Origin of the sequence: Falsochrobactrum shanghaiense (assembly GCF_003149535.1) — a bacterium.
Lineage (GTDB): Bacteria > Pseudomonadota > Alphaproteobacteria > Rhizobiales > Rhizobiaceae > Brucella > Brucella shanghaiense.
The window spans coordinates 265893-286405 of the sequence record NZ_QGDB01000003.1 but is presented as its reverse complement, the minus strand read 5'-3'; the positions used below and the strand labels follow the sequence as shown (position 1 = coordinate 286405).

The window sequence follows — 20513 nt, the reverse complement described above, 5'->3', positions numbered from 1 at the left end:
CTTGCTGGCGGGCTGGGCCGGAGCCTGTTCGACGGCCTGTGTAGCGGATACGGCAGCGGCAGCGTGGACCACGGGCGGCATCGGCGGTGCCGCCGGGCTTGCAATCACGGAAACGGACTTGATAGCCTCGGAATTCGGCTTGCGGCCCTCAGGCGCTGCTGCGGAAGCGGTCTGTTCCGGCTTGGCCACACCTGTTCCCTGTTCGGCGACAAGCTCTTCGGCTGCCCGCGATATTTGCTGCTCCAGATCGTCAACCGAAAAACTGTCGTCAAATGTACTCAGATCCATATCGATGTCGAAATCATCGCCGAAATCGATATTGAGCGCTTTTTCCAACGCCTCTTCGACTTCATGATCGAGCTTTTGCGCCTTGGATTTGGAAGCCATCGCTTTGCCTACCTCGTACTCAAATTACTGTGACGGCCCGACCCAAGGGCCGTAACAAAACTTAATCCGCCATTTTGCATCGTATCGGCTCAACCTTGTTAAGGAAATAGGCGAGTATGCCCAATGCCTAAAAGTTTAAATACAAGGTTAACGGAAATGGGGCGGTGCTATTAAAAATGCCCGATTTGCAGCCTTTCTGCGTTTACGATCATTCTGTGGAAATCGATTATACGCGATTATTCCACATAATGCGCGTTCTCAAATCCGTTAACAGAACCCACGCCCCGCATCGACCATTCCTGCCTCTTATCCCCATAAGTAATTGGCGTGATGGGCGGATATAATGGGCGGCGGGACTGTCTGCCGACAAAAACCCGCATTTTAATTGTGGTTACGTAAAATGGAACGGCATTTTGGCGCAGTTTTGCGCTTCCATGCCGGCGGGTGTTGAACTTGCAGGCGTAAGGCCGTATCTGCCGGTGCAGATTGCTTGCAAACTCTTGCTATGTTCTCAAATGTGAGCCAGACAATTTCAATCGCGCCGCGCTGGTGCGTCCAGGGACCGAACTGCAAATGACAAAAATTATCTTCGTTTCCGCTGACGGTGCTTCACGAACGGAAGTCGAAGCCGAAAACGGGTCGAGCGTGATGGAAGCCGCCATCCGCAACGGGATTCCCGGCATTGATGCCGAATGCGGAGGAGCCTGTGCCTGCGCGACTTGCCATGTCTATGTCGATGAAGACTGGACGGATACCGTTGGCGGCCCGGACGCAATGGAAGAGGATATGCTCGATTTCGCTTATGAAGTGCAGCCGAATTCCCGTCTTTCCTGCCAGATTCGTGTGACGGACGACATTGACGGCCTCGTGGTCAAGGTGCCCGAACGCCAGAACTGACAGCTTGCCTCGTCACTTTCAACGCTTGTTCTGCTGCATTCGCTCCATTCTGTAGGTCAGCAGCCGTTCAAAACGGTTTTCGAAATTGATGGTTTCGACCCGGTCGAACTGTTCCTGCGCCTTGTCGTGCGCTTTCATCAGCTTTGCGGTGATGCGATCAATATCAGCGCGAAGGTCGGCGCAGTCGGTACGGGTCCGCAAGGCGCGAATCTGCCGCTCCATCTCGCTGGCATGGCTGCGGGCGATGACGATATGGCTTTCCTCGTGTCGACGAATATCCTGCAACAGCGTATCCCATACCAATGCCAGTTCCGCATCGGCTTTGCGCCGTTGTTTCCAGCGCGGCAGCATAACTTTGGCATGAATGTTCACGTAAACATTCTGCACCTTGCAGGCCCGGCTGCCCGCCGCGCGCCCATATTGCACCTTGGCATCGAAACGGATTTCAGCGGCGCCCGGATGGTGATGGCCGGTCTTTTTGAGAAACGGGCCACTGCTTGATAATGCCTTGTCGAGATCGGCGGCTGTATTTCCATTGATGTTGTAATATTTAACATTACGAAAAATCGACGCGGCCTCCGCCTGAGGCGCGACAAAAAACAAAGCGAGGCCAAGAGCCAGAACCCGTTTTTTAAAAGACATGTTCCGGCACCTCTTCATAAAACCAGAAAGAACGCATAAATCATCCTTGTGCAACATGGCACGCAATCGTCAAGAGAACTATAACAGTTTATGCGTCGAGATTTTGCCCAACGGACATATTCGCTCGATGAGAAACGAATCGGAATTTCCAGTAATGCGAAAACAATGGCAACTCGCTCATGGCCGCAGCCTTCAACTGGGCGCGAAATCGGTGATCATGGGCATCCTGAACATAACGCCGGATTCTTTTTCCGATGGCGGACGTTATACCGATCTCGACAAGGCGCTGGCTGTTGCCGAAAAAATGCTGGAAGAGGGGGCCATAATAATCGATGTCGGCGGCGAATCGACCCGCCCCGGCGGTGCCTCTGTCGACGCCGAAATGGAAACCGCGCGCGTCGTTCCGGTAATTGCGGCTTTAAGCAAGCGCTTCGATTGCCTTATATCGGTGGATACATATCGGGCCTCGACCGCCCGGCACGCCGTGGAGGCAGGCGCGCATATCGTCAATGACGTATGGGGCCTGCAAAAAGAGCCGGAAATAGCAAAACTTGCCAGGGATAGCGGAGCAGGGCTGGTCATCATGCATACCAGCCGCGACAGGACGACCAATCCCGATGTCATTGCCGATCAGTTTGATTTTCTTGAGGCATCTTTGGAAATCGCCCGCAAAGCAGGCGTCGAAACATCGCGTATCGTGCTTGATCCGGGCTTTGGCTTCGGCAAGGACAGCCGCGAAGATGTAGCACTGATGCGCCGGCTGGAAGAACTTGAAAGCTTCGGCTATCCATTGCTTGTCGGAACATCGCGCAAGCGTTTCATTGGTGCTATAACCGGGCAGACCGAGCCCCTGATGCGCGACGTGGGAACCGCTGCGACCTCCGTTGCAATGCGGCTCGCCGGCGCCGACATTTTCCGGGTTCACAATGTCGCTTTTAATAGGGACGCGCTTGCGGTTGCGGATGCTATTCTGCAAAGCAGGGCCGACTGAGAACAGGAAACAAAGCCGTGTACACAATCCGCATCATGAACTGCGCCTTCTTCGCGCATCACGGCGTCTTCGATGAAGAGCATAAACTCGGCCAGCGTTTCTATGTCGATGCCATACTCGACGTTGATCCGGGCAATGCACTGGAAAATGACGACATCGAAGGTACGGTGCATTACGGCATAGCCTTTACCGTAATTCAGGACATCATCACCGGTCGCCAACGCTATCTGATTGAAACATTGGCGCTTGATGTCGGGCGAGCACTGGTCAAGCGCTTTCCTCAGATAAAGCGCGCCGAGATCACCATTCGCAAGCCCAATGCGCCGGTTCCGGGCGTGCTTGATCATGTCGAAGTCACCGTGGTGTATCCGCGCTGATGGTCCGTGAATTGCCTTTTGTCGCCTGGCTTGGCCTTGGCGGCAATCTCGATGACCCTGTAGAATCCATGGCTCATGCATTGAGAACGCTCGATGCGCGCGAGGATACGCGGGTAATTTCCGTTTCTCCGGTTTACCGCACGCCACCCTGGGGCAAGACGGATCAGGCATGGTTTCATAATGCATGCGCGCAGATTGAAACATTGCTGGAGCCTTTGGCGCTGATCGCGACTTGCCTGGAGATAGAGCGAACGCTCAAACGCGTGAGGCTCGAACGCTGGGGGCCGCGTATCATCGATATTGATATTCTTGCCATGCAGGACAATGCAGGCAGGGCGATTCATCTCAATGAAGCCTCACTTATCCTGCCCCATCCGCGTATTCACGAGCGCGCTTTTGTACTCGTGCCGCTCAACGATATTGCGCCAGATCTGCATATTTGCGGAAAAACCGTTTCCGAATGGGAAGCGGATTGCGAACATGCCGGAATAGAAAAAGCCCACATGGATGCAGGCTGGTGGCGAAAGTGAATTCTGTTTAAACAGAAACCGTTTTAATTTTTGGCGATGCTGCCGACGGCGATATTGTCCACGCGCTTCAGGCTCATGCCGATCACCGGAATTAGTTCTTCTTCCACGCGAACCGATACGGTCACATTCATCGTGTTTCTATCGGCAACCCGCGCCAGCATGGCGCCATTGAGTTCCTTGCGGTTGAGGCCGAGAACCACTTTATTGCCGCTGACCGAGCCCGAGGTGACATTCAGGCCCTTGCCTTCTGCGCCATCATTGAACTTGCCGGAATATTTTGAACCGACGCGCGTGACGGTCGCCTTCATCTCCTGCGAGAAAACTCCCACACGGCACGATCCATCGAGCGTCATGCCCACCGCTTCATCGGGCGTGCTGCCCGCAAGATTACAGACGAATTTCGTGCCCTTATATTTTCCGGCGACGACCTCGCCGGGGCCTGACCATTGACCTTCAATCGACTGGAAGAACTTCTTATCCTTATCAGCCGCCATGGCGGGTGCGGCCAGAAGCGATACGGGCAGCAATGTAAGGCAGGCGGTGATATATTTTTTCATGTTCAGCTCTGTCCGGAATCCCGCCCCGAAGGACGAATTTCTAAAGAATCGCATTCAGTCATTTTCAGCAAAAGATCCTGAAAGGCGGATCTGATGATGGTTTTTATAATGGTGCGGAATGGTTAACACTTGGTTTGTGCGGAGCAGTTTCGATGCTGACCTTTAAACACAAATTGCTTTAATTTCCAGCTTTTGCCTTCGGGTTTTTCTCCCCTGCTATTCGGGCCAGATCACCGATGAAATCGCTCACACCGGGACGCTTTTCCGCGTTGAAGGGAAAAGGGCGAACCACATCCATGGCGGCAATGCCGATACGTGCGGTCATCAGGCCGTTGACCACGCCTTCGCCAAGCTTGGCAGAAAGACGCGAGGCAAGCCCATGGCCGACAAGCTGCTGGATAACACTGTCGCCCATGGCCAAAGTCCCTGTGACCGCGAGATGTGCCACGACCCGTCTTATGAGCTTCATGAACCCGAGCGTTCCAGGCCGTCCGCCATAAAGTTGCGAGAGCCTGCGGATGAGCCGTGCCGATTCAAAAACCACATAGGCGACATCAACGAGGGCGCGGGGGCTGATGGCTGTTACGATCGATACGCGCCGCGATGCATTCATGATCAGCAGGCGCGCCTCCCGGTCGAGTGGGCGCAACAATTCCGTTTCGGCAAGACGGATGAGATCGCGCCCGTCTATGATGTCATCGGTCAGGCCATCGAGCATCTTCCTGCCGCGTGCGGTCTCCGGCAGGCCGCTGGCAATTGCGCGCAGGGCATCCACGGCCCTTCTGGCAGCCGCCATATCGTCATGCATGGCTGCATCGGCTGCGTCTTTACGCAAATGCTGTACTGACGCCAGGCGGCGCAAGGCAACCAGTTCGCGAATAATGATCGCGATAAACGCCAAAAGAGCGACCATCGCGACACCGAAAGCCGTCCAGCCCAGCCAGTCCGCCCGCGTAAACAGGGCCCGGATGAGGTCTTCGACCCATATGGCGACGGCAAAGGAAACCAATATGCCAAGCGCGCCAAACAATATCCGGCTCAGCGACCAGCCTCTGCGAGGAACCGGCTCATATGCTGGATCGAGTGCTTCAAGTTCGGCTTCTTCCTCTGCACTAAGCGCAAAGACATCCTTTTCCAGAATAAGCTGTTCCAGATCGGTTACGGCGCGTGGATGACGCAGCCGATCTGTGCCGCTTTCCTCCGTCAACTGCTCGGGTCGCGGCTGGTTAACGCTAAAAGATGCAGGTTTGCGCGGCGGCTTTTCACTCATGCCAGACGATCCCCGATGAGAAATTGCAGAGCGCGATCGAGCCTTATATGGGGGAGCGACAATGTGAGCCCTTCAGCAGTTCGCTCCAGTCGAGGCGGACGGAAACGCACGAAACGAATAGTTGGTTCATTCGATAAATCTTCGAATATTACATTAGGGTCTTTTGGTAAATCACCGGGAAATATAGCTGTTTCGGTTTTCCCATCAAAAACCTCGCCATTGATCCGTTCACCTTCAAGTGGCGTGCCGACGATGACCGGCAGAATATCCTTGCCTTCTTTGACGGTCGCCTCACGGGTTGCACGAACAGCCGCCATCGCCAAAACTTCTATATCCGCACCGGAAAAATCGGCCCGTTCGATGGCGCGCTCCACGAGCCTTCTGACAATGGCCTGCAAGCGGTCATGGCTTTCGTGATGAAGATGATCGGCCTTGGTGGCGGCCACCAGAATACGCCCGATCCGGCGCTGGATCAGCCCGGTCAGAAGATTGGAGCGGCCGGGACGGAAGCAGGACAGAATATCGGTCAGCGCGCGTTCAAGATCGGCGACCACGGCACCACCCGCATTCATGGCCTGCATCGCGTCTATAAGAATGATCTGTCGGTCCAGCCGGGCTATATGCTCGCGAAAAAATGGTTTGATGACATGGGTTTTATAGGCTTCGTAACGGCGTTCCATCATTGCCGCCAGACTGCCGTTCCTGAAGTCTTCGGTTGTCAGATCGGGAAGGGGCGCGAAGGTAAGCGCAGGGGAACCGTCGAGATCGCCGGGCATGAGAAAGCGTCCCGGCGGCAAGGTCGAAAGCGCACGCTCATCGGCTTTTCCGGCGCGCAAATAGGCGGTAAAGCTTCTTGCAAGCCGTTGCGCCGTCAGTTCATCAGCGCCTTCCGACGCCTTGATCGCCTGCGCCTCCATCAGCCATTCTTGCGCCAGATCCTTATGGGTGGGTTCCTGCGCGAGCAAAAAGGAATCCCGGCTGAATTCCCGATAGTTTTTGCCCAGAAGGGGAAGGTCGAGCAACCATTCGCCCGGATAATCGACAATATCGACCGAAAGCCGCCCCGGCGAAAGCCAGCGCCCCCATCCGGAAGCCGATTCATATTCAATGGTCAGGCGTAATTGTGAAATCGCTCTGGTGGAATCAGGCCAGATGCGCTCGTCCAGCAAGGCGGAAAGGTGTTCTTCATACTGAAAACGCGGAACTGCATCGTCAGGCTGCGGCTCCAGCAAGGAGCGCGAAATCCGGCCCGATTTATAGGCCTCGAACATCGGCAGCCGCCCGCCATGCACCATATTATGCACCAGCGCAGTGATGAAAACTGTTTTTCCTGCTCGTGAAAGGCCGGTAACTCCCAAACGGAGCGATGGAGACAGCAGACCGCTTGCGCGCTCTGTCAGCGTATCGAACGCGATTTTCGCCTCATCGCTGAAACTGGTCAGTTTTGCCAATTGCTTCCTCTCGCAGTCTATCGTCCGGCTCTATAGATAGGAACCTGTCCGTAAATTTGACAGGAATGAAAGCGCCTGTAGTTACGAAATAATCTGCGGTATCGGAAAGCTTTCCAGAAAACCTTGCTTGCGCGCGATTTCCGGCAAAGGCTTTTCAAAGGAAATGGTTGCAAGGGCCGCAGTGGGAAAGCCGCTGATCAATCTTGCGATACTATCCGTATTGCCATGACCGCATAGCGATAGCGCCAATTCTTCGATCGTGGGGTTATGTGCGACCAGCATCAGGCGTTCCACATCGCCATGCTGCATGATCGCCTTCATATAATCGCCGGGTCCGCCGTGATAGATTCCGTCATCGATTATCGTTTCGATCTCGACGCCCAGACGCTCTATCAGGCCGAATGCCGTCTCACGGGTTCGACACGATCCCGAAAGCACCACGCGCTGCGGGAAGAGGTTGGATTTCTTCATGGCCTCGGCCAGCAAATCCAGGGCTGCAAGGCCCTCATTGGCAAGTGGCCTTTCAAAATCGCTCATGGCGGGCTTGGCTTTGACAGCCTTGGCATGCCGGAGCAGAAGAAGCTGGCTCATCGATATGATCTCCGTGATGTTTATGCGCGACGCTCCTTCTTTGTGCCACAATTTTCACAGGATTTCTCTGGTTGAATGGCTTTGGATGCAAGATCAGGATATGATTGGCAAATATTCACAGGTAATTTTGCTGTATTATTAGGCATAAGAATATAAGCCACCTATATTCTCCCTGCTGGCTTTTTTGAAATGAGGAAAGTGCTTAATCAGTTGATGTCTTTGGTTAAATCAGAATAAAGACAGAAATCGCAAAATTGTGCCTCAGTCGAATTCTGAAAAAATGCTCATTTTTTACGCATAAAAAATAATGGTGCTTGATTGTTTAGTGTTGTGTCCTTGTCACGATGGACTTATATAACTGCCCGCGTCTCCTAGATGTGGGGTGATTCAGAATGAGTGAATTAATCGACCTTGACTATAGACCCACTGAAGACGAACCGTTCATGAATGAACGGCAGAAGTCTTACTTCCGAACCAAGCTGGTCGCTTGGAGAAACGACATCCTGCGCGAAGCGCGCGAAACACTGGAAGCGCTCCAGCAGGAAAATGCCAATCATCCGGACTTGGCGGACAGGGCATCGTCTGAAACGGACCGGGCAATTGAACTGCGCGCGCGTGACAGACAGCGCAAGTTGATCTCTAAAATCGATGCAGCTCTTAGTCGTATCGACGAGGGAACTTACGGTTTCTGCGAAGAAACTGGTGACCCGATCAGCTTGAAGCGTCTTGACGCAAGACCTATTGCGACACTATCGATCGAAGCGCAAGAACGCCATGAGCGGCGCGAAAAGGTTTATCGCGACGATTAGCCCTGCGCCCCGAGTAAGGGAAACGGTTTTCAGATTGCGATCAAGCCTATGCTGATAGGCGCTTTTGGAGCCGTTTATCCGCATTCGTAAATGCGGAACGCGATCTATCTTCTCTTGGCACCCATCTCGAAATTCAAAAGGCTGCAACCCTCGTTGCAGCCTTTTTGTTTGGAACTTCGCACCGTTCCGGTTTGGAGCGCATCCCGAAAAATGTGAAACGGTTTTCGGTAAAAATGCGCGTTTAAACAAAAGCTTAGAGCGCCGATCTGACCCGGTCACTAAACGAGATCATTAAACCAGCCTACCGATGGCGGGTCTCATCTCGCGTCAGTTCGCCCAGAAGCTTTTCCATTTCGTCTTCAATATTGTGCTCCGGCTTATTGCCATCGGGGGAAATATCCAGCGAGCCGAGCAATTCGCTTTCAAAGTCTTCAACCTCAAATTTGTCGAATTCTTTCTGGCCTTCCGGGATAGTCTCATCGGCGGACAGATCCGACATGATTGCGTCGTTCAGGGCACCGCTCAGTCCTTCGAGATTATTGTCGACAAACTCCGGCCCGGAGCTGGCACGAGGTTCTTCCGCTTTTGGTGTTATGTTGTGCAGCGTGGCGGCTTCCGCAACGACGGGCTTTTGCGGGGCTGTCTCACGATCGGGAACGGTGTCGCCAGCATCCTTTGGAACGATCTTCTCCTGTTCCCTGACACTTGCGGCCCCCGATGTGGAGGTCAGGACTCCGCGTGAAACGCGACTAAGCGGATAGACCGGATGCAGGCGCGGCGACGGCGATTGCTGTTCCGCCGGACGTGGCGGCACGACGGTCCGTGGCTGCGGTGGGTAATGTGTGGTGGAGCGCGGCTGTGGCGGTGTTTGCGGCATTTGTGGAGCTGCCGGCGTCACAGGCGGCTGCGGTGCAACAGGCTTTTGCGCGGCTTCCCGTTCAGGCTGAAAAGCAGGTGCCTCTTCCCTTACGGGGAATGGTTCGGCAAAAACCGGCGTTTCTATCGGAGAATTCAACTGGATCGTGTTTTCTTTGTCCGACGTGATGGTTGCCTCATGCTGGCGGAACCGCTCGATATGCCCTGGCTCTATGCGTGATGGTTCGGTGCGTGAGGCTATCCGTGGCTCCGAAGTGATATTCTGCTCGACCACGACATCCGTTGGGCCGCCGATAAGAAGCAGATGCTCAACATCGTCCCGGCGTATCAGGACAAGCTTGCGGCGATTATCGACCGCAGCGGCGTCCATAACCGAAAGCCGGGGCTGGCGTCCGCCACGTCCGCCAGCCGAAAAACTACCGCCGCTAAAACGCCTGAGGATGGAAAGAACGACGAAAATTCCGCCTAGAATGATCGCAAAAACAAGGACGAAACCGACAATATTTGCCGCATTTTCTCCCACAAGACCGCTGAGCCATTCCTTCATGCGGTGAAACCTCTCATACTAAAACAAGCAATATCCGCGAGACGGACATTGCACTATCCCCGCGTTTCCAATCACCATGACAAAAACCGCCGGGCAAAACACTAGTTCAATTTGCCCGGCTTGGGAATGTTGCATCTATTTGTGGGGATCATATGATCCCCAGCCAAAATGACGTAAGCCGTGACCTGACGCCTATATGCACATGCTCAAGCGTAAATTACGACCTGAAGCGCATCCCGGAAAACGTGAAACGTTTTTGAAAAAAGATGCGCGTTTAAACAAAAGCTTAGAGCGCCGATCTGGTTCATTCAGATCGAAACCTACTCTAACGCGTTCTGCGAATCGGATATAGCCTGCAATATGTGGAAAATCTTCATATATGGCACCAGACGCGGACTTATGGCAGGGAATGTGATTGGTTTTGCTTTATGAATAAGATAGCGCTTGCTCCTGATCCAATGAATACGGACGGATCATCATCCGTGCAGCGCAGCAAAAAGCATAGCAGACGAACAGCATGAAAGGGCAGAGCGCCTGATGTCGCGACAGACCGACAACACCTATCCAAAACCGCTTGTGATGCCCCGGCGCGATTCCCACTCCGCCTTGCGGCTTCTGGCGGTGGGAATTGTGCTGATTGGCGCGGCCTTCGTCTATTTCGTGTTCCGCGACAGACTTGGTGACGGGTTTGCGCTCGTCCTTATGGGCCTTTTGTCCATGGTGGGGGTCTTTTACCTGTTTGGCGCAGCTACCGGACTGATACGATTCAGCCAGCGCAAGGAAGACCGGAATCTGGCGCATTCCTTTCTCGATTCCCTGCCTGAAGGCACCGTGATTTCCGATTCGCGCGGCCAGATCGTTTATGCCAACGATGCCTATGCCCGCATGACGGGTGCCGCCGCCGATAGCGTGCGCTCGCTTGATACTATTCTTTCCGAAGAACCTGCTGCTTCCGATGCAATTTACCGGCTGACCAATGCCGTGCGCGATGGATTGTCGACGCAGGAAGAAGTCCGGCTATCGGCTGATCTTGCCCAGGCTGGCCATGGTACGCTCACTCCGGTCTGGTATCGCATCAAGGCGCGCCCCTTCGACGGGGGCAAGGATTTCAAGGGCCAGCTTGTCGCCTGGCAAATTGCAAATATTTCCGAGGAGAGGGCTGAGCAGGAGCGCTTCTTTCAGGAACTTCAGGAAGCAATCAACCATCTGGACCATGCACCGGCGGGCTTCTTTTCCGCTGATCCCGCAGGCCGCATAATTTATCTCAATGCGACGCTTGCCGAATGGCTGGGTGTTGATCTGACGCAGTTTACGCCCGGCTCGCTGACGCTTAACGACATTATTGCGGGAAGCGGCATGGCGTTGATAAGGGCCGTAAAAGCTGAGCCCGGCACCAGCCGCAACACGGTGATTGATCTTGATCTCATCAAGCGGAACGGCCAAAGCCTCGCGGTACGCTTTTATCACCGCGTTCAGGCAGCGCGCGATGGAACGCCGGGTACGAGCCGCACCATCGTTCTCGACCGTGCGGAGGGCGATGATTCATCCATTGCATTGCGGTCTTCCGAAGTGCGGTTCACGCGCTTTTTCAATTCCGCGCCAATGGCCATTGCGGCGGTTGATGTGGAAGGCCATACATTGCGCACCAATGCGCGCTTCCTCGATATTTTCTCTTCCGTCGTTGATCGCGACGCCGTCGACCGGCGCATGAAACTGGAAAATGTCGTTCACGAACGCGACCGCGAAGCCTTTAACACGGCACTCGCCGCCGCCTTTGCCGGACAGGCGAGCATCTCACCGGTGGACACGGTGCTTCCGGGCAACGAGGAGCGCCATATCCGCTTTTATCTAAGCGCGGTAACTGATCTTGGCGGCGAGGCAACCGAAGAGGCAGCTATTATTTCTGCGGTTGAAACCACGGAGCAAAAGGCGCTTGAGAACCAGATGGCGCAGAGCCAGAAGATGCAGGCCGTGGGACAGCTTGCCGGTGGTATCGCGCATGACTTCAACAATGTGCTGACCGCCATCATCATGTCGTCGGACCTGCTGCTGAGCAATCATCGCGCGGCCGATCCCTCGTTCCCCGATATTATGAATATCAAGCAGAATGCAAATCGCGCCGCCTCGCTCGTGCGCCAGTTGCTGGCATTCTCGCGTCGCCAGACGCTGCGCCCCGAAGTTCTGGATCTGACCGACGTTCTGGCGGATTTGCGTATGCTTCTCGCTCGCCTCGTCGGCAAGGATATAGGTCTCAAGATCGAGCACGGGCGCGATCTCTGGCCGGTGAAAGCCGATCTGGGACAATTTGAACAGGTCGCTGTCAATCTGGCGGTGAATGCGCGCGACGCCATGCCGGATGGCGGTGACATCGTGCTGCGCACGCGCAATGTGCCGATCACGGAAGTGCCTGCATTGCATTATCGCGATCTGCCGGAAGCCGACTATGTCCTTTTCGAAGTGGAAGACACGGGCACCGGTATTCCCGCCGATGTTGTAGAGAAGATATTCGAACCTTTCTTTACGACCAAGGAAGTAGGCAAGGGAACGGGTCTCGGCCTCTCGATGGTCTATGGGATCATCAAGCAGACCGGCGGTTTCATTTATTGCGATTCCGAACTGGGCAAAGGAACCAGCTTCAAGATCTTCCTGCCTCGCCATATCGTAGAAAAGGGTGCGAACGATGCGCCCGTGCAGGCAAAGGAAAAGAAGGTCGAAAAAGCCACCGACCTGTCCGGGTCCGCCACCGTGCTTCTGGTGGAAGATGAAGACGCCGTGCGCATGGGTGGCGTTCGCGCCCTCCAGTCACGCGGCTACACCGTGCATGAAGCCGCATCGGGTGTGGAAGCGCTGGAAGTGCTGGAAGAATTGAACGGGCAGGTGGATATTGTCGTCTCGGATGTGGTCATGCCGGAAATGGATGGCCCGACGCTTCTGCGAGAGTTGCGCAAGACCTATCCCGACATTAAATTCATCTTCGTCTCCGGCTATGCCGAGGATGCATTCGCCCGTAACCTTCCTGCTGAGGCTAAGTTTGGCTTTCTGCCAAAACCCTTCTCACTCAAACAGTTAGCTACCGCAGTTAAGGAAATGCTGGAGAAGGAAGATTGATCTTATTATGCAATCCGGGCATCCATGCCTGACAAAACTGTCGCCATATTCGGCGGTGGCCCTTCCGGGCTGATCGCCGCCGAGCGCTTGTCGGCGCTGGGATTTGCAGTGACGCTTTATGAGCAGATGCCGACCGTTGGCCGCAAGTTCCTGCTTGCGGGCAAGTCGGGCCTCAATCTGACGCATTCGGAAGAATTTGCCCGCTTCGCAATGCGTTATGGTGCAAGTGCCGAGCGGATAAGGCCCGTCTTGCAGGCATTCGGCGCGGATGAATTGCGGGCATGGGCGGATGCGCTGGGGGCGCAAACCTTCGTCGGCTCATCGGGCCGTGTATTCCCCAAAGCCATGAAAGCCTCACCTTTGCTGCGTGCCTGGCTGCAACGCCTCGAAGCGCAGGGGGTTCGCATCCTCACGCGTCATAAATGGATTGGCTTTGATGGAAACAGGCTGACGGTTGAGAAGCCGCATGGCGTAGAGTTCGTCGACTGTGACGCTGCTCTTTTTGCGTTCGGCGGTGCAAGCTTGCCGAAGCTTGGTTCCAACGGCGCCTGGGTTGAATATTTTCGGGATAGGAATATTCGCATAGCACCTTTGAAACCCGCCAATTGCGGTTTTGACGTTGATTGGAGCCCCTATCTGACTGAACATTTCGCTGGTAGCCCGGTTAAATCCGTCACCATCAAAAGCGGAGCAGGAACCACGCAGGGCGAGTTCGTAATAACCCGCAACGGTGTGGAGGGCAGCCTGATTTATGCTCATTCCGCATGGCTTCGCGATGAGCTGGAAGCGCAGGGCAGGGCCGATCTCGTTCTCGATCTTGCGCCGGGGAAAACAGTCGAGCGGCTTGCTCATGATCTTGCGCGGCAGAATTCAAAGCTTAGTTCAAGCAATCTGTTGCGCAAAGGAGCGGGGCTGACCGGCGTCAAGGCAGCACTGGTTCTTGAATTTATTCGCGAAAAAGAACCAAACAGGCTTGCGCAGAATATCAAATCGCTTGCCGTTCCGCTCCGCCGTTCGCGTCCGATAGAGGAAGCAATCTCGACGGCAGGCGGGATTGGCTGGGACGAAATCAATGCGCAATATATGCTCAAGAAAATGCCCGGCCTGTTTGTCAGCGGCGAGATGATCGATTGGGAAGCGCCGACGGGCGGCTATCTTCTGACCGCCTGTTTTGCGATGGGGATTGCAGCCGCCAACGGCATTGCTGACTGGCTGCGAAACTGACGCATCATAGGGCTACTCTTTCAGATCGCCCGATACCAATGCGCGAAAATCCCTTCCGCCTGGATTCTGGAATGGAGCGAGGCCGAATTCCGGGATGATTGCATAAAGGTGATCGAAAATATCTGACTGGATATTCTCATAATTGGCCCAGACGACCGTATTGGTGAAGCAATAAATCTCCAGCGGCAAGCCATTTGGCGTGGGATCGAGCTGCCGTACAAGCAGCGTCATGCCCTTATGCACATGCGGATGATTACGCAGATAGGTTTCGACATAGGCGCGGAATGTCCCGATATTGGTGAAGCGGCGGGTATTCGCCGGATTATTGGCGCGCTCCCCGAGCCTGGCATTCCAGTCGGCGATTTCCTTCTCTTTTTTGGGCAGGTAATCCTTGAGCTGGTCCATGGACGCAAGCCGCTGTCGCTCTTCCTCAGTAAGAAAACGTATCGTCGCCTGATCGATAAAAATAGAACGCTTTATGCGTCTGCCGCCCGATTGCTGCATTCCGCGATAATTTTTCATCGGCTCTGTAATGAGCTTGCGGATGGGAATCGTGGTGATCGTCTTGTCGAAATTCTGGACCTTGACCGTATAGAGCGCGATCTCGACCACATCGCCATTGGCATCGAGATGGCTCATTTCGATCCAGTCGCCCACGCGCACCATGTTGGACGAGGCGATCTGCATGCTGGCAACCAGCGACAGCAAGGTATCCTGAAAAACCAGTATCAGCACCGCTGCCATGGCACCGACACCCGACAGCAGGATCAGGGGCGAGCGATCCAGCAGCGTGGCGATGATAAGCACCACCGCGATAAGATAGGTCACAAGCTTGCCGACCTGGATATAGCCCTTCATCGGTCGGTCTTTTGCCTCTTCACGCCGACTATAAAGTGTGTCGATGAGGCTCAGAAACGCGCTGACTGCCATCGCCAGCGTCAAAATGATGAACGCAATGGCCACATTGCTGATAATGGTTACGGCTGTCTCCGGCAGTCCCGGCACGGCTGCGATACCCGATGCAATGATCAAAGCGGGAACGACATTAGCCAGACGACCGATGACGCCGTGCCGCCTCACTTCTTCATCCTGACCGAAAGATGTCTTCTCCACGATCTTGTGCAGGATTTTCAGCAGGATCGCCTTGATCAGATAATTTGCGATAAAGGCCGAAAGAAACAGGCCGGTCAGCGCAGCAACTGTCTGTGTCCATGGATGGCTGGTAAAGATTTGGAGCAATAGACTTTCCTGAATATTCCTGTGTGAAATCAGTCGGACCTGTGCTTTATCCGGTGGTAAGGGGACCGCCTCGTGAAATCAAGCCTATGAATTGCTTATACGTAAAAACCCCGACCGCGCAGGTCGGGGTTTTCGGGCTTATGACAAAGTTTCAGAATATTACTGAGTTGTATTGGGTGCCGGTGTCGCAGGTTCCGGGGGAGGAGTTGCAGCATCCGGTTCGGGCATGGTTGCATCCGGTGCGGGAGCTGCCGCCGGGTCAGCAGGAGCCGCATCAGGTGTGGTTGCATTCGACTTCGCAGCCGCTGCCGGATCTGCTACACCTTCGGAAAACAGAGCGCTGCGGTCAAAGCCTGGCGCATCGTTAAGCTGTTCCTTTGTAGCCTTTATCACCAGCCATTTCTTGCCGTCGCTGCGGGTTGCAAGCTGTAGCTGATCGGGACTGACGGCTACATCTTTTTCACCAACGCCGAGAAAGCCGCCCACGCCGATTACCGCAGCTTCAATCGTGCCTTCGGGGCTTACGATCAGATCGTTGAGCTTGCCGACCGATTGGGCATCGGCAGCATCACTTTCATAAACGCTTTGCCCGATGAAGGATGAAACCATAATCTGCCCCTCTTTGGCTTCGACAAAGCCCACCTTGTCGGCATTTTCAGCGGGAGGATTGCCGAACATGTTCTGCGATGAAACAGGCAGGTCACTTGCAGCCGCCGGCTGTTCCATTGGCGCAGGCGTGGTCGTCTGAGCAATCGCACCGCCGCTGATCAATAATGCGCAGGTCGTCGTCAGAAGTGCAGTCTTAAACATAACTATCTCCTTATACGTTCGTCGCATTGATTGAACGTGGAGATGCTTATTGTGTTCCAGCTTTTCTTGAAAATGGCGCCCAATGGCGTCAGACGATCGGTAAATAAATAAAACATAATGAAACAGGCCGGGAAAAATCCGGCCTGTTTCCTGGAAGATAATCGGTTCCGGATCAGCTACAGCCGCTCGTCGCACCGCAAGTGTCGCATTTGAGGCAGGTGCCGTTGCGGACCATGGTGAAGTTCTGGCATTCCGTGCAGCTATCGCCCGTATAGCCCTGCATCATCGATTTGATGCGACGGTCGGCTTCCAGCTTCTTGGCCGTATTGGTGCTTTCCAGACGGGCAGAAGCCGCATCGGCAGCCGCCTTATCGGAGAAGAGTTCCGTAGCCGAAGCATTTTCGGGCTGCGGGGCAGGGGTCGATGGCTGGGCTTCGAACTCCTGCTTGAAGGCCGTTGCGCCATCTGTCACCAGCCCCATCGTCGCCGGACGGGACGCCGATGATTTCAGCGTCGTCACATTTGAAGCCTGCGGTGTTGAAGGGGTTGCGTTTCTGGTCTCGCCCGCAGGCTGGCTATTGCTGACGAGCGTGGGCTTGTAACCGCGGGTCCAGCCCGTGGAAACCAGATTGGTCTTGCCTTCCTGAATGCCCTTGCCGAGCGCTGTGTTGGAGAAATCGCTCGTATCGACATGGGCAAGGTCATTGCGGCCAAGATAAGAGACGGCCAACTCACGGAAGACGTAGTCAATGATCGACGTCGCCGTTTTGATGGCGTCATTGCCCTGAACGATACCCGCCGGTTCAAACTTCACGAATGTGAAAGCTTCGACATATTCTTCCAGCGGCACGCCATATTGCAGGCCCAGCGACACAGCAATGGCGAAATTATTCATCATCGCGCGGAAGGCCGCACCTTCCTTATGCATATCGATGAAGATTTCACCCAAACGTCCGTCACCGAACTCACCGGTACGCAGATAGACCTTGTGACCGCCCACAACTGCCTTCTGCGTATAGCCCTGACGGCGATTTGGCAGCTTCTCGCGCTCATGCACGATCTTCTCGACCACTTTCTCAACAATGCGTTCCGTCACCTGAACGGCACGGGCCGCAGCGGGGGCTTCGATGAATGCCTCAATGGCATCATCTTCATCCTCGTCATCGGCGATAAGCGAGGCGTTGAGCGGCTGTGAAAGCTTGGAGCCGTCGCGATAAAGCGCGTTGGCCTTCAGCGCCAGCTTCCATGAAAGCATATAGGCGTTCTTGCAATCTTCGACAGTTGCCTCATTGGGCATGTTGATTGTCTTGGAGATCGCACCGGAAATAAAGGGCTGCGCCGCCGCCATCATATGGATGTGGCTTTCGACCGACAGGTAGCGCTTGCCGATCTTGCCGCATGGATTGGCGCAATCGAAGACCGGATAATGCTCTTCTTTCAGGAAGGGCGCGCCTTCCAGTGTCATGGCGCCGCAAACATGGATATTGGCCGCTTCGATGTCCCGCCGTGCAAAACCAAGCGCAGGCAGCATTTCAAACGAGAAATCGTTGAGCTGCTCATCGGAAAGTTTCAGCACTTCCTTGCAGAAATCTTCGCCCAGCGTCCATTTGTTGAAAGCGAACTTGATGTCGAAGGCGCTTTTGAGGGCTGCATTGAGTGCTTCGATTTTTTCATCCGTGAAGCCTTTGGCCTTCAGCGACGAAGGATTGACGCCCGGTGCCTGATTGAGATTGCCGTGGCCGACCGCATAGGCTTCGATTTCAGCAATCTGGCTTTCCGAATAGCCAAGTGTGCGCAGGGCTTCCGGCACCGCACGATTGATGATCTTGAAATAGCCGCCGCCGGCAAGCTTCTTGAACTTGACCAGTGCAAAGTCAGGCTCGATGCCGGTCGTGTCGCAATCCATGACGAGGCCGATTGTGCCGGTCGGCGCGATGACGGTGGCCTGCGCATTGCGATAGCCATGCTTTTCGCCAAGCGCCAGCGCCTTGTCCCACGCCGCGCGTGCATGGCTGATCAATTCCTGATCGGGGCAATCTTCGGCAATGAGCGCGACCGGATTAACGGCCAGACCTTCATAGCCTTGCGTTTCGCCATATGCGGCGCGACGATGATTACGGATAACCCGCAGCATATTGTCCGCATTGGGCGCATAGCTGGGGAAAGTGCCCAGTTCGCCAGCCATTTCCGCTGAAGTCGCATAGGCGACGCCGGTCATGATTGCGGTCAGCGCTCCACAGATCGCACGGCCTTCATCGGAGTCATAAGGAATGCCCGAAGTCATCAGCAGGCCGCCAATATTGGCATAGCCCAAGCCCAGCGTGCGGTATTCATAAGACAGGCGTGCGATTTCCTTCGACGGGAACTGCGCCATCATCACCGAAACTTCAAGCACGATGGTCCACAGGCGGGCCGTATGCTCATAGGCGCTAATATCGAACGAGCCGTCCTTGTTGCGGTAGGTCAGCAGGTTGATCGAGGCCAGATTGCAGGCCGTATCATCGAGGAACATATATTCCGAGCACGGATTGGATGCACGGATAGGACCAGCGGCAGGGCAGGTGTGCCAGTCATTCATCGTGGTGTTGAAATGCAGGCCCGGATCAGCCGAAGCCCATGCGGCATAGCCGATCTTTTCCCACAGGTCGCGCGCCTTGAGGGTCTTCATCACCCGACCATCGCGACGGGCCGTCAGGTTCCAGTCGCCGTCATTTTCGACGGCGCGCAGAAACTCGTCCTTGAGCGAAACGGAATTGTTGGAGTTCTGGCCTGAAACCGTCAGATAGGCTTCCGAATCCCAGTCCGTATCATAGGTCTTGAACTGAATGTCGGTATAGCTCTGCCGCGCAAACTGAATAACGCGCTTGATGTAGTTTTCTGGAACCTGATTCTTCTTGGCCGCCCTGATTTCGCGCTTGAGCGCCGGGTTCTTCGCCGGATCGAAGCAATCATCGTCCTGACCTTCGCAATTGACGCAGGCCTTCATGATGGCGGTCAGATGCTGTTTGACGATCTTGGAGCCGGTAACAAGAGAAGCAACCTTCTGCTCCTCTTTCACCTTCCAGTCGATATATTCTTCCACGTCCGGGTGATCTATATCGACGACCACCATCTTGGCGGCGCGGCGCGTCGTGCCGCCCGACTTGATCGCTCCCGCCGCACGGTCGCCGATCTTGAGGAAGCTCATAAGGCCGGAAGATTTGCCGCCGCCGGAAAGTTTTTCACCTTCGCCGCGCAGATGCGAGAAATTCGACCCCGTACCGGACCCATATTTGAACAGGCGCGCTTCGCGCACCCACAAGTCCATGATGCCGCCTTCATTGACGAGATCGTCGCCGACGGACTGGATGAAGCAGGCATGGGGCTGCGGATGTTCATAGGCGGATTTCGACCGCGTCAGCTTGCCGGTCTGCCAATCGACATAAAAATGTCCCTGTCCGGGGCCATCGATACCATAAGCCCAGTGCAGGCCGGTATTGAACCATTGTGGACTATTGGGCGCCACGCGCTGGGTGGCAAGCATATAAGCCAGTTCGTCCCGGAAAGCGGCCGCGTCTTCTTCCGCATCGAAATAGCCGCCCTTCCAGCCCCAATAGGTCCATGTTCCGGCCAGGCGATCAAAGACCTGGCAGGCATCCATTTCCGATCCATAGCGATCTTCTTCGGGCAGTTTCGCCAGAGCCTCTTCATCGGGGACCGAACGCCAAAGCCAGGACGGAACGTCATTTTCCTCGACTTTTTTCAGCCGGGCAGGGACGCCTGCCTTACGAAAATACTTCTGGGCGAGGATGTCGGCTGCGACCTGGCTGAACTGCGCCGGAACATTGATGTCCTCAAGACGGAACACGATCGAGCCATCGGGGTTTTTGATCTCACTGATCGTCTTGCGGAATTCGATTTCCGCGTAAGCCGACTGGTTCTCTTTGGTAAAACGGCGTTCGATCTTCATCTGTCCCATCCAAACATTCTATATATGGTAGCCCTGTCAAAAGGCTTCTGACTTCCGGTCCTGCTGCGTCTGCCGCTCCTCTTTCGAGGCCCCGCCTTTCGGAAAGGCCGCTCTGTGGGGAAGCGCCAAAATCTTGCTAAAGCTCACAGCCCGTTGCCTCTCGTCGCGAGTCGATCACAACACTTTATCAGCGCTGGCCAGCTTCCTTGCAATCAGAAGAGAGGATGTGAGCATTCCTTATTTAGTACTATATCACGT

The 20513-nt window shown here is 54.9% G+C and carries 16 protein-coding genes and 1 pseudogene; 7 read left to right on the top strand and 10 right to left on the bottom strand.

Going from position 1 to position 20513, the window contains the following annotated elements; all coding sequences use genetic code 11:
• Positions 1–56 precede the first annotated feature (56 nt).
• Positions 57–387: pseudogene (locus DKP76_RS19830) on the bottom strand (hypothetical protein); the annotation flags it as partial.
• A gap of 573 nt (positions 388–960) precedes the next feature.
• Between DKP76_RS19830 and DKP76_RS09155 the strand changes: the two are divergent.
• Positions 961–1284: a 2Fe-2S iron-sulfur cluster-binding protein gene (locus DKP76_RS09155; protein WP_109706515.1), complete on the top strand. Its 324-nt coding sequence runs from the start codon at positions 961–963 to the stop codon at positions 1282–1284.
• A gap of 18 nt (positions 1285–1302) precedes the next feature.
• On the opposite strand, the gene DKP76_RS09150 is transcribed toward DKP76_RS09155, so the two are convergent.
• Positions 1303–1926 carry a DUF922 domain-containing Zn-dependent protease gene (locus DKP76_RS09150; RefSeq protein ID WP_109706151.1) on the bottom strand — a complete coding sequence of 208 codons (624 nt, stop codon included), beginning with the start codon at positions 1924–1926 and terminating at the stop codon, positions 1303–1305.
• Between the two features lie 154 nt (positions 1927–2080).
• On the opposite strand from DKP76_RS09150, the gene folP reads away from it, so the two are divergent.
• The 3 genes from folP to folK are packed head-to-tail and all read left to right on the top strand — an operon-like array spanning position 2081 to position 3824.
• Entirely contained in the window at positions 2081–2917 is an 837-nt protein-coding gene (folP, locus tag DKP76_RS09145) for a dihydropteroate synthase (protein WP_109706150.1), read from the top strand.
• A 17-nt stretch (positions 2918–2934) separates the two neighbouring features.
• Positions 2935–3294, top strand: coding sequence for a dihydroneopterin aldolase (folB, locus tag DKP76_RS09140; RefSeq protein ID WP_109706149.1), 360 nt, complete (start codon positions 2935–2937; stop codon positions 3292–3294).
• Positions 3294–3824: a 2-amino-4-hydroxy-6-hydroxymethyldihydropteridine diphosphokinase gene (gene folK, locus DKP76_RS09135; RefSeq protein ID WP_109706148.1), complete on the top strand. Its 531-nt coding sequence runs from the start codon at positions 3294–3296 to the stop codon at positions 3822–3824. The genes folB and folK overlap by 1 nt, the downstream gene beginning before the upstream one ends.
• Before the next feature lie 23 nt (positions 3825–3847).
• Here the strand turns inward: folK and DKP76_RS09130 are convergent, their stop codons facing one another.
• From DKP76_RS09130 to DKP76_RS09115, 4 genes are all read right to left on the bottom strand, one after another.
• Positions 3848–4381, bottom strand: a complete 534-nt coding sequence (locus DKP76_RS09130) for a hypothetical protein (RefSeq protein WP_109706147.1) — start codon at positions 4379–4381, stop codon at positions 3848–3850.
• 178 nt (positions 4382–4559) lie between these two features.
• Positions 4560–5651 (bottom strand): YcjF family protein, encoded by a 1092-nt coding sequence (locus DKP76_RS09125; RefSeq protein WP_109706146.1) that lies wholly within the window; start codon positions 5649–5651, stop codon positions 4560–4562.
• On the bottom strand, positions 5648–7102 hold the full coding sequence (locus DKP76_RS09120) for a YcjX family GTP-binding protein (protein ID WP_109706145.1): 1455 nt from the start codon (positions 7100–7102) through the stop codon (positions 5648–5650). Before DKP76_RS09120 ends, DKP76_RS09125 begins: the two co-directional genes overlap by 4 nt.
• A gap of 81 nt (positions 7103–7183) precedes the next feature.
• A complete protein-coding gene (locus DKP76_RS09115; RefSeq protein WP_109706144.1) occupies positions 7184–7693 on the bottom strand; it encodes a SixA phosphatase family protein in 510 nt (169 codons plus the stop codon).
• Positions 7694–8085: 392 nt separating this feature from the next.
• Between DKP76_RS09115 and dksA the strand changes: the two genes are divergently transcribed.
• Entirely contained in the window at positions 8086–8502 is a 417-nt protein-coding gene (dksA, locus tag DKP76_RS09110) for an RNA polymerase-binding protein DksA (protein WP_109706143.1), read from the top strand.
• Positions 8503–8803: 301 nt separating this feature from the next.
• Here dksA and DKP76_RS09105 read toward each other — a convergent pair whose 3' ends face one another.
• Complete coding sequence (locus tag DKP76_RS09105) at positions 8804–9925, bottom strand: flagellar biosynthetic protein FliO (RefSeq protein WP_109706142.1); 1122 nt, start codon at positions 9923–9925, stop codon at positions 8804–8806.
• Positions 9926–10462: 537 nt separating this feature from the next.
• On the opposite strand from DKP76_RS09105, the gene cckA reads away from it, so the two are divergent.
• Positions 10463–13033: a cell cycle histidine kinase CckA gene (gene cckA / locus DKP76_RS09100; RefSeq protein WP_109706141.1), complete on the top strand. Its 2571-nt coding sequence runs from the start codon at positions 10463–10465 to the stop codon at positions 13031–13033.
• A gap of 24 nt (positions 13034–13057) precedes the next feature.
• Positions 13058–14257, top strand: a complete 1200-nt coding sequence (locus tag DKP76_RS09095) for a TIGR03862 family flavoprotein (protein WP_109706140.1) — start codon at positions 13058–13060, stop codon at positions 14255–14257.
• A 12-nt stretch (positions 14258–14269) separates the two neighbouring features.
• On the opposite strand, the gene DKP76_RS09090 is transcribed toward DKP76_RS09095, so the two are convergent.
• The 3 genes from DKP76_RS09090 to DKP76_RS09080 all read right to left on the bottom strand — a co-directional run bounded on the left by DKP76_RS09090 (position 14270) and on the right by DKP76_RS09080 (position 20255).
• Positions 14270–15496: a mechanosensitive ion channel family protein gene (locus tag DKP76_RS09090; protein ID WP_109706139.1), complete on the bottom strand. Its 1227-nt coding sequence runs from the start codon at positions 15494–15496 to the stop codon at positions 14270–14272.
• Between the two features lie 159 nt (positions 15497–15655).
• Entirely contained in the window at positions 15656–16306 is a 651-nt protein-coding gene (locus DKP76_RS09085) for a PRC-barrel domain-containing protein (protein WP_109706138.1), read from the bottom strand.
• A 172-nt stretch (positions 16307–16478) separates the two neighbouring features.
• Positions 16479–20255, bottom strand: coding sequence for a vitamin B12-dependent ribonucleotide reductase (locus DKP76_RS09080; RefSeq protein ID WP_109706137.1), 3777 nt, complete (start codon positions 20253–20255; stop codon positions 16479–16481).
• Between the last annotated feature and the right edge of the window lie 258 nt (positions 20256–20513).

Excerpts from the sequence above, each read along its gene's own strand:
- cckA (WP_109706141.1), top strand. The coding sequence starts at position 10,463 with ATGTCGCGACAGACCGACAACACCTATCCAAAACCGCTTGTGATGCCC.
- DKP76_RS09125 (WP_109706146.1), bottom strand. The coding sequence starts at position 5,651 with ATGAGTGAAAAGCCGCCGCGCAAACCTGCATCTTTTAGCGTTAACCAG.
- DKP76_RS09115 (WP_109706144.1), bottom strand. The coding sequence starts at position 7,693 with ATGAGCCAGCTTCTTCTGCTCCGGCATGCCAAGGCTGTCAAAGCCAAG.
- folP (WP_109706150.1), top strand. The coding sequence starts at position 2,081 with ATGCGAAAACAATGGCAACTCGCTCATGGCCGCAGCCTTCAACTGGGC.
- dksA (WP_109706143.1), top strand. The coding sequence starts at position 8,086 with ATGAGTGAATTAATCGACCTTGACTATAGACCCACTGAAGACGAACCG.
- DKP76_RS09155 (WP_109706515.1), top strand. The coding sequence starts at position 961 with ATGACAAAAATTATCTTCGTTTCCGCTGACGGTGCTTCACGAACGGAA.
- folK (WP_109706148.1), top strand. The coding sequence starts at position 3,294 with ATGGTCCGTGAATTGCCTTTTGTCGCCTGGCTTGGCCTTGGCGGCAAT.
- DKP76_RS09085 (WP_109706138.1), bottom strand. The coding sequence starts at position 16,306 with ATGTTTAAGACTGCACTTCTGACGACGACCTGCGCATTATTGATCAGC.
- DKP76_RS09105 (WP_109706142.1), bottom strand. The coding sequence starts at position 9,925 with ATGAAGGAATGGCTCAGCGGTCTTGTGGGAGAAAATGCGGCAAATATT.
- DKP76_RS09095 (WP_109706140.1), top strand. The coding sequence starts at position 13,058 with ATGCCTGACAAAACTGTCGCCATATTCGGCGGTGGCCCTTCCGGGCTG.
- DKP76_RS09080 (WP_109706137.1), bottom strand. The coding sequence starts at position 20,255 with ATGAAGATCGAACGCCGTTTTACCAAAGAGAACCAGTCGGCTTACGCG.
- DKP76_RS09130 (WP_109706147.1), bottom strand. The coding sequence starts at position 4,381 with ATGAAAAAATATATCACCGCCTGCCTTACATTGCTGCCCGTATCGCTT.
- DKP76_RS09150 (WP_109706151.1), bottom strand. The coding sequence starts at position 1,926 with ATGTCTTTTAAAAAACGGGTTCTGGCTCTTGGCCTCGCTTTGTTTTTT.